Source organism: Mycobacterium sp. (genome assembly GCF_035499775.1).
GTDB lineage: Bacteria > Actinomycetota > Actinomycetes > Mycobacteriales > Mycobacteriaceae > Mycobacterium.
The window spans coordinates 1-8,243 of the sequence record NZ_DATJYB010000463.1 but is presented as its reverse complement, the minus strand read 5'-3'; the positions used below and the strand labels follow the sequence as shown (position 1 = coordinate 8,243).

The 8,243-nt window shown below is 65.4% G+C and carries 5 protein-coding genes and 2 pseudogenes; 5 read left to right on the top strand and 2 right to left on the bottom strand.

The window, feature by feature from the left end; translation table 11 throughout:
* The first annotated feature begins 73 nt into the window (after positions 1-73).
* The 5 genes and pseudogenes from VML93_RS28730 to VML93_RS28710 all read left to right on the top strand — a co-directional run bounded on the left by VML93_RS28730 (position 74) and on the right by VML93_RS28710 (position 4,409).
* Positions 74-1,198 (top strand): 1,4-beta-xylanase, encoded by a 1,125-nt coding sequence (locus VML93_RS28730; protein WP_325615652.1) that lies wholly within the window; start codon positions 74-76, stop codon positions 1,196-1,198.
* Positions 1,199-1,345: 147 nt separating this feature from the next.
* Positions 1,346-1,868 (top strand): annotated as a pseudogene (locus VML93_RS28725) (hypothetical protein); the annotation flags it as partial.
* A 44-nt stretch (positions 1,869-1,912) separates the two neighbouring features.
* Positions 1,913-2,244, top strand: a pseudogene (locus VML93_RS28720) (heat shock protein transcriptional repressor HspR).
* A 113-nt stretch (positions 2,245-2,357) separates the two neighbouring features.
* On the top strand, positions 2,358-3,530 hold the full coding sequence (locus VML93_RS28715; RefSeq protein WP_325615650.1) for an oxygenase MpaB family protein: 1,173 nt from the start codon (positions 2,358-2,360) through the stop codon (positions 3,528-3,530).
* Between the two features lie 33 nt (positions 3,531-3,563).
* Positions 3,564-4,409 (top strand): DUF5995 family protein, encoded by an 846-nt coding sequence (locus VML93_RS28710; protein ID WP_325615648.1) that lies wholly within the window; start codon positions 3,564-3,566, stop codon positions 4,407-4,409.
* A gap of 17 nt (positions 4,410-4,426) precedes the next feature.
* Here VML93_RS28710 and VML93_RS28705 read toward each other — a convergent pair whose 3' ends face one another.
* The gene (locus VML93_RS28705) at positions 4,427-7,618 is read right to left on the bottom strand and encodes an ATP-binding protein (RefSeq protein WP_325615646.1); all 3,192 of its coding nucleotides are present in this window, start codon (positions 7,616-7,618) and stop codon (positions 4,427-4,429) included.
* Positions 7,584-7,994, bottom strand: coding sequence for a hypothetical protein (locus VML93_RS28700; RefSeq protein WP_325615645.1), 411 nt, complete (start codon positions 7,992-7,994; stop codon positions 7,584-7,586). Before VML93_RS28700 ends, VML93_RS28705 begins: the two co-directional genes overlap by 35 nt.
* Between the last annotated feature and the right edge of the window lie 249 nt (positions 7,995-8,243).

Here is an 8,243-nt window from a genome sequence, read left to right as displayed (position 1 = left end):
GCAATTGGCACCCCAAACTGTGCGAATCGATAAACACGGCCGACCACGTCACTCGGGGAATTATGGTCACTTCGTGAGGCGTCGAACGGTGCTGCGGCTACCCCTGCTGCTGGCGGCAGGCCCTACGCTGACTCAGGTGCCCCGCGCCGCCGCACAGCAAAGCCGGTGGTCGCCTGACCGTGCCAACCGTTGGTATCAGGCGCAAGCCTGGCCCGTCGGCGCCAACTACATCACCTCGAACGCCATCAACCAGCTCGAGATGTTTCAGGCCGACACCTTCGACCCGCGGCGCATCGATACCGAGCTCGGCTGGGCGCGATCGCACGGGCTTAACACGGTGCGGGTTTTCCTGCACGATCAGCTCTGGGCGCAGGATTCCCGGGGCTTCCAAATGCGTCTCGCGCAGTTCGTCACCATCGCGGCGGGCCACCGCATTAAACCACTCTTTGTCTTCTTTGACTCCTGCTGGGATCCGTTCCCCAAACCGGGTCGGCAGCGCGCGCCGAGGCCTGGGGTCCACAACTCCGGTTGGGTGCAAAGCCCAGGCGCTGAACACCTCGATGACCTCGACTACCGCCGCACTCTGCGCAACTATGTCACGGGAGTGTTGGACCAATTCCGCACTGATGATCGCGTTTTGGGTTGGGACCTGTGGAATGAGCCCGACAATCCAGCGCGTGCATATAGCAAGGTCGAGCGGAAAGACAAGCAGGAGCGGGTCGCGGACCTGCTCTCCTTGGCATTCGGGTGGGCACGTTCCGTTGATCCATCTCAGCCATTAACGAGTGGTGTGTGGGACGGCGCGTGGGGAGATCCTCAGCGCCGCGGCACAATCGCTAACATTCAACTTGACAACTCCGACGTGGTCACATTCCACTGCTATGACGAACCAGCGGCATTTGAGGCTCGGATTGCTGAACTTTCCCCACTGGGGCGGCCGATCCTCTGCACCGAGTACCTGGCTCGTACGCAAGGCAGCACCGTTGACGGAGTCTTGCCAATTGCGAAGCGCTACAACATAGGTGCAATCAATTGGGGTTTGGTGGCCGGGAAGACCCAGACCTACCTGCCATGGGACTCATGGGATCATCCGTACACGACCGTTCCGGAGCCCTGGTTTCACGACCTGGCTCAACCCGATGGAAAGCCCTACCGGGACAGTGAAATTCAAACGATTAGCAAGCTGAGCAGGCTCTAAGACGCTCTGGGCACGTGGTTTTCGCTCCTACCTTTTCGGCCTGCGACACCGACAATCCATCGCCGATCGTCGCCACCGCGCCTGGGCGGCTGTTCTACCTGACCGAGCGCGACAGATTCTTCGACCGCCACGCTGCGTGCCGTGCCGCGGCGGCTGGTGCACGTCCGGCAGGCTCGGACGGTCTTCGACCCGTATCCGCGGGATGGGCTGCGCGGGGTCTTCGAGCGTGGGTCGGCGCGGATCGAAAGTCACGACGGCGAAGTCATCACTCCACGCGCGAGCGCGCGGGCCGCGTTCTTCGGCCGCTCGGGCCTGCGCCGGAACATTCGTTGGGACCCGCTGGACGCCGTCTACTTCGCCGGCTACGCGATGTGGAACTACCTCACGTTCCCACGCCTGCTGACTCCTGAAGGGGTCGAGGTTACCGAGGGAGAAGCGTGGCCGGAGGGCGGAGAGACATGGCGGCACCTCGAGCTTCCCGCCCGACATCGATACACATTCGCCCCGCCAGACCTTCTACGTCGATGCCGGTGGTCGGCTGCGACGCCACGACTACGTCCCCGTGGTGATCGGCCGTTGGGCGAGGGCTGCTCAACTTTGCGCCGACCATGTTCAGGCCGGCGGGCTCCTGTTCTCGACTCGCCGGCGCGTGCACCCAATCGGTCCTGGCATTCAACCGCGCTGCGCGCCCGCGGGATGTGACCCCTCGGCGGCATGCATGCGCAGACCCTACGCACCTACGACCGCCTCGGGCTGGTCAGCCCGACGCGCACTTCCGGTGGGGAACGGCGTTATTCGGAGCACGACGTCGACCTGCTGCGCGAGGTGCAGCGGCACTCCCAGGACTAGTGCGTCAATTTGGCCGTCATCAAAAACGCATCATCGAGCTGACGAACCAGGTCGAGGCGCTTCAGTCGCGCGTGAAGGAGCTGACCGAGGAGTTGGCCGCGCTGCCCGCCGGCCAGCGCCGCGACGTGGCGGTGGTGCCCAAGAACACCGCGGTGGTGGTGTGGCAGCCGCGCAGGCCGGCCCGTGGGCGCGGCTGACCGCTGTCGACGATGGGAAGGCATGGAGTAGCCCAGTACTTGTATTGCGCATGTGGCTACTCGATCTGCGTCTAGCCCCTGGTAAAGAGCGCCAAATCTGACAGGCTGAGCTCATGTCGGGCGCAAGCGCGAATTCCAGGTGGACAGACGAGCTGCTGGATGGCATGCGAGGGCTGGGGGATCCGGTGGCTGACGCGCCGGTCGCGGCGGTGCTTGAGCGCGGCGGCGCCGATGCGGTCAACGAGTTGATGCAGACGCTGGTCCGCGTCGATCAGTTGGTGCCGGCGCAGTTGCCCGACGAGATTCAGGCCTATCTGGCGGACTCGCTGCCCCTACCCGATTGGGCCGACGCGGGCAAAATCAAACGCGCGGAGCAGCTATTCGAGGACTGGGGCTTTCTCATCATCCTCTGCCTGTTCTGCGCTTCGCTTCCGGCGGCCTACGCGGCGGCGAAGGGCGTGCAGGTGCTACACCTGACCACGCGCCTCGTCACCGACAAGCGCAGGCGGGTGCTGGAGACCGGTCAGTTCCTGATCGACGTGGTCGCCGTCGGTGGCCTCGCGGACAGAGGCAAAGGGCGGCGCGTTATCCAGAAAGTCCGGCTGATGCACGCCGCCGTGCGCCACCTGATCAAGGCGCGCAGCGAGAAGACACCCGAAATATGGGATCCCGAGTGGGGCACACCGATCAACCAGGAGGACCTGGCCGGGACGATGCTTACCTTCTCGTACATCGTCGCCGAGCCGATGCGTCGCCTCGGTGTCGGCCTGCCGGCCGAGGACGTCGACGCCTACCTGCATCTGTGGAACGTCATCGGGCACTTGCTCGGCGTGTGCGACGAATTGATGGTTCGCGACGTCGACGATGCCAAGGCGCTGGTCGACGCGATCCGGCGCAGGCAATTCCAGGCCTCGCCGGAAGGCCAGGAGCTCACCGTCGCTCTGCTGAACCTGCTGGACGAGATGACGCCCCTGCGCCGGTTCGATGACACGATTCCTCCCTTGATTCGTCACCTGATCGGCGACGGCACCGCCGATCTGCTGCTTGTGCCGAAACCGGATCCCGCCGACGGCCTTGGCCCGCTCGGGCGCATCGCGGATTGGGGCATCGAGCATGTCGTCGGCGAGGCCGAACGGGACCTGGCCCACCACCAACTGATGTCGACCATGGCCCGTCCGTTGGGGCGCGAGCTGGTGCACGGGATCTTCGCGTTCGAACGGGGTGGTGAGCGGGCGCCCTTCGGCATACCCCAACACCTCTCCCGCGACTGGGAACTGCCGGCGTAACACCGGATCGATCGAAACGGAGGTTCCTCTGACATGTCTACTGTGCTGCCTGCTCACCCGCTCCAGCTGCCGCGACTTGCGGAGGCCAAGAACGTCGATGATGTTCTGCGCAACGTCGACCAGATTGTCGACTGGGCCATCGACGAGCAGAGCCACCTCGGCTACTTCGCCGTCGTGTACAGGCGCGTCACCCTGACCATCCGTCAAGCCATCGACGCGGGGCAGTTCAAGGACGGGACGCGTGTCGCGCGGCTCGATGTCGCCTTCGCTCAGCGCTACTTCAATGCGTTGAACGCGTACTCCTACCCGAGCGAGTATCAGGGTGGTCTGACACTTCCCTGGGAGGTCGCGTTCACCGGCGACCAGGAGCGCAAGGCGATCATCCTGCAGCACCTGATGAGCGCGTTCAACGCACACATCAGTTTCGACTTGGGGATGGCCTGCTGGGAGATTGCGGCCGACTCGCTAGAAACGCTCGAGAACGATTTCAACCGCGTCAACGCGCTGCTCTGCTCCCAGATGCCCGGCATGGTCGCCGTGATGCAGCGCCTGTCGCCGGAGATGCGCTGGACCCGTCGGCTGATACCGGACGAGCTCGGCGTTTTCGACCGGATGCTGACGAGGTTGCGCAAAGAGGCTTGGTCATTCGCCGAGTACATGGCCCGGCATCCGGAGAAAGCGGAGCGCTGCCAAGTGCACAAGTTGGCGTTGACCGCGGCGACGGGCTCGCGGTACCTGCAGCCGCCCACCCAGTTCGGACTGTTGCCCGCGTTGACTCACGCGATCGGACGGCATGAGAGCCGCAACGTCGCCGACAACATCCGAGCGTTCGAGGACCTATCGAAGACCCCGGACAAGCTGGACGAGCGTTACCTCTGAGCCGTCGGCGCGGCGGCTCAGGAGAGGATCTCTTGCGCCCGTGCGAATTCCGGCCAGGCGGCGTCAGCCGGGAAGCGGCGGACGGCATCTACCAGCTCGGACCGATCGCCCTCACCGGGCAGGTCGAAAGAGTCCAGCAGACAGCGCAATTCGAACAGGGCCGCGCCCTGCTGCCGCGCGAAATCGATCGCGGCGGACAGGGCGGCGCGGCGTTCCCGCGGACCGGAGAACGTGTGGGCGCGCACGCGCATCAGTTCGGCGTCGTGGAAGCGCATTGACGTGTCTTTCGCGTGGCGCAATGCCATGTCCAATCGCTCGCGCGCCTTCTCCAGCTGGCCCGCGGCGATCAGCAGACGACCGATGATCGCGTCTTTGAAGGTGAGGTAAATGTTCAGGTGCATCAGTCGTGAGCTGTCCACGTGCAGCGCTATCTTGTCGGCCGCAGCCAGCAGCGTCGCCGCGTCGGCGCCGGCCTCCAGGGCGGCCAGCGCCTTGACGGTGTTGTGTTCGGTCCTGCCGACCCATTGCCAAAGGTCGAGCCCCGACTCCTGGCTCAGCTGACGAAGGCGGGCAACCAGGCCGGCCGCCTGCTCGATCTGGCCGGCTTCCACGCAGACCCAGATCTCGACGAAATAGGTCTGTGCCCTGTTGCAGGCGTCGTGGGGAAAGCTCAGGCCATCGGAGCGCCGCACCGACTCGGCGAGTTCCGCATTGGCGCGATCGAGGTCTCCGCAAACGGTGTACGTCAACGCCAGGTACTGGTGTGCCGCTGCGATGGGATCGACTGTCACCCAGGAAGGGGCGTCGAGTATTGCCGGATCGGCGGCTGAACGATTGGAAAGCGCTCGCAAGAGATGTCCGCGTGCGGCGGTGAAATCACCTTCAAGCCAAGCGATCGAACCCAGAGTCGAGGATATTACGGGACGACTCCACGGTCGGTCGCTCGTGATCCGGGCGGACAGTGAGTCGAGCAGGTCACGGGCGCGACGCAGTTCGGCTCGGGGAACGTAGTAGCCGATCAGCGCGGTGAGCGTGGTGAACAACTCGTCTTGGTAGCCGCCGTCGCTCGCCAGCGCCAGGCACCGTTCGAAATCGGCGGGTGCCTCGCCGCTGGTGCCCCCTTCGAGCGCGCCGGTGAGAAATCCGCGTTCCAGCCGGATCGCGATCTCGCTGCAGTCCCGCGCGGGTCCTGCGTGACAGCCGGTGAGCTGGTCGAGTGCGTTCGTGAGGCAATCCAGCGCTTCTTGTGCGGCGCCACGGCGCCGGGCGTCGACGGAGGCCTTTTGGTAGGCGGCGACGGCTTGGTCGTAATGCTGTGCCTGTTCGAAATGGCTTGCCACCACGCGCCAATCCGGTTCGGCGGTTGTTGCGACGCCCACCAGCGCGTTGGCGGCGCGGAGGTGCAGGTCGCGGCGCAGCGACGGCGGGGCCAGCTCGGCTGCGACCTCGCGGAGCAACTCGTGGCGGAATCGCCAGCCGTCGGTCCCCCGCCGTTCGAGCACATGCGCGAGCACCAGGGCGGTGACGACCTCGTCGACGTCTTTGCCGTGGGGTCCGACCACCGAGCGAAGCAACGGCAGATCACCGGCACGCCCGATCACGGCCGCCGCCTCCAGCACCGGCACCACATCGCTGCGGGCGTGCAGCCGGGCGAAGAGCGGTTCGTACAGCGCCTCGGGCACCTCTGGTTGGCGACCGGCCGCCGCCAAGCCGGCCACCACATGCTCGATGTAGAAGGGCAGACCGTCGCACCGCTCGCGTACCGCGGCCCGCCGGGCACCCGACACGCTCGGGTCCAATGCCTCGATTAGTGCGTCGGACTGCTCGTCGGTGAGCGGTGCAAGATCGAAAACTTTAGTTTGCCAACCTTTTTGCAGCCAATCGCCATCCCGTCCGGTTGCCACGACCAGCAGTCGCCCGTCCGCGGCCGAAAACAGCGAGTTGAGCAATTCCGCGGTCGACGGGTCAAACCAGTGCACATCTTCAGCAACGACGAGGCCGGGCCGATCGTTCAAACACGCGAGCACATAGCGGTGCACCGTTGCGCCGATCAACTCGTACAGGGTGCGGCCCTCCACAGCCGCGGGGCGATAGCCATGCTCGGGACCGATACCTAGGACCGGCGCCAACAGCGGGACCGCGCTCACGGGATCCATCACGCACGAGCCCAATTCGGCCTCCAGCAGGCGCAAGCGCTCCGCAGTATCGGTGAGCCGGGTAATGCCGCATCGACGCTCCAGTAGTCGGCGCACGGGATGCAGGCCGGTGCCGGTATGCAGCGGCGAACCCCTGAGCGTGACGACCGCTCCGCCGGAACCGTCGACGATGTTGACAGCTTCGGCGGCGAGCCGGGTCTTGCCGATTCCCGGCTCACCGCGAAAGACGACGCCCGGAGCGCTCAGCGCACCGTCGCGTGCGAGCTGCCAGCTCTGCCGCAGCCAATCGCGCTCACAATCGCGCCCGATCAGCGGCGGCGAGTCCGGCGGCGACGCTTCGGGTTGCTCGCCGAGCACGCGGTGAGGGTTGATCAGGGCATCGACGCCCTTGACCGCTACGGACGCACCGGTGTTGAGTTCGAACGCGTCACGGACCAACGGGGCGACCGCGTCTGATACCGCGACCGTCCCCGGTTCGGCCACACTGCAAAGCCGGGCGGCCAGATTGGCGGCAAACCCGTACACGTCGTCCTGATCGGTGTCGAGATAGACCAGGCCGCGGTGGATGCCGACCCGAACGTTGATAGCCACGCCGAACTTGCGCTGGGCCCGCTCACTGAGCTGGGCAACGGCGCGGCAGATATCCAGCCCCGCTGCGACGGCACGTCGCACGTCGTTCTCGTGTGCCGTGGGGTGGCCGAAAACCGCCAACAAGCCGTCGCCCTTGATCGAGCCGATGTGGCCCTCGTAGCGATCGATGACCCGGCGCACCTCGTCGCGGTAGCGGCCGATCAGGGTGTGGTAGGGCTCCGGGTCCAAACGGGTGGACAGCGCCGTCGAGTCGACCGCGTCAGCGAACAGGATGGTCAGTCGGCGAATCTCACCGTGGTGAGCCGGCGCGGCGAGGAGGTCCTCGGCTTCGGGGTTGCCGCGGTCGACCGCGAGAACCTGCCCGGCCAACGCAGTGGCAGTCGCACGGTCGCCCTTGTTGATCGCGCGCACCGCGCGGTCCAGCAGTTCATCGATCGTCGCAACGCTGTCGCCAGGGCTCACGGCACCCTCCTGAACAGGATTGGCTAAGAGTACCGGCCGGCCGCGCATTCTTCACCACAGTCGAATCGACCGTTACGGCAGCGGGACTCCGTTCAGCACGCCGGAGATCTGCGAGCCGACGTTCGCGATACCCGAGACGAAGGCCTGCGTCGCGAGGGTTGAGCACGGTTGCGTTGTAGAAGCCCGGCATGAAGTTGCCCAGGTTCGCCGAGCCCGACTCCATGGCGCCAATGTTCTGCAGGCCCGAAATCCCTTGGCCGCCGCTGTTGAACAGGCCGGACTCTTGGGCGAACTGATTCGCGAAGCCCGATACGGCGCCGCCGGCCTCGTTGAGGAAGCCCGATACGCCGCCCGCCGGAGTTGAAGAAGCGACCAACGGATTATGAGTCCGCGACCAGCGTGATCGCGACCAGGAGAAACGGTACGTTGGGACGGTTCAAATCGCCTGTAACGCAGTGGAATTGACCGGTCCCGGTGCGGTTACGGTATGGACTCGGTACGCCTGCGAATCGCCCCTGTACGCCGGGGTGAGGCTGGGGCGAGCCGGCGTGGACGGATGTTAGCTACTTCGACCTGAAAAAGTCGGCGCGTTGATCCCCGGTCGGATGGTGCTGAACTGGGAAGA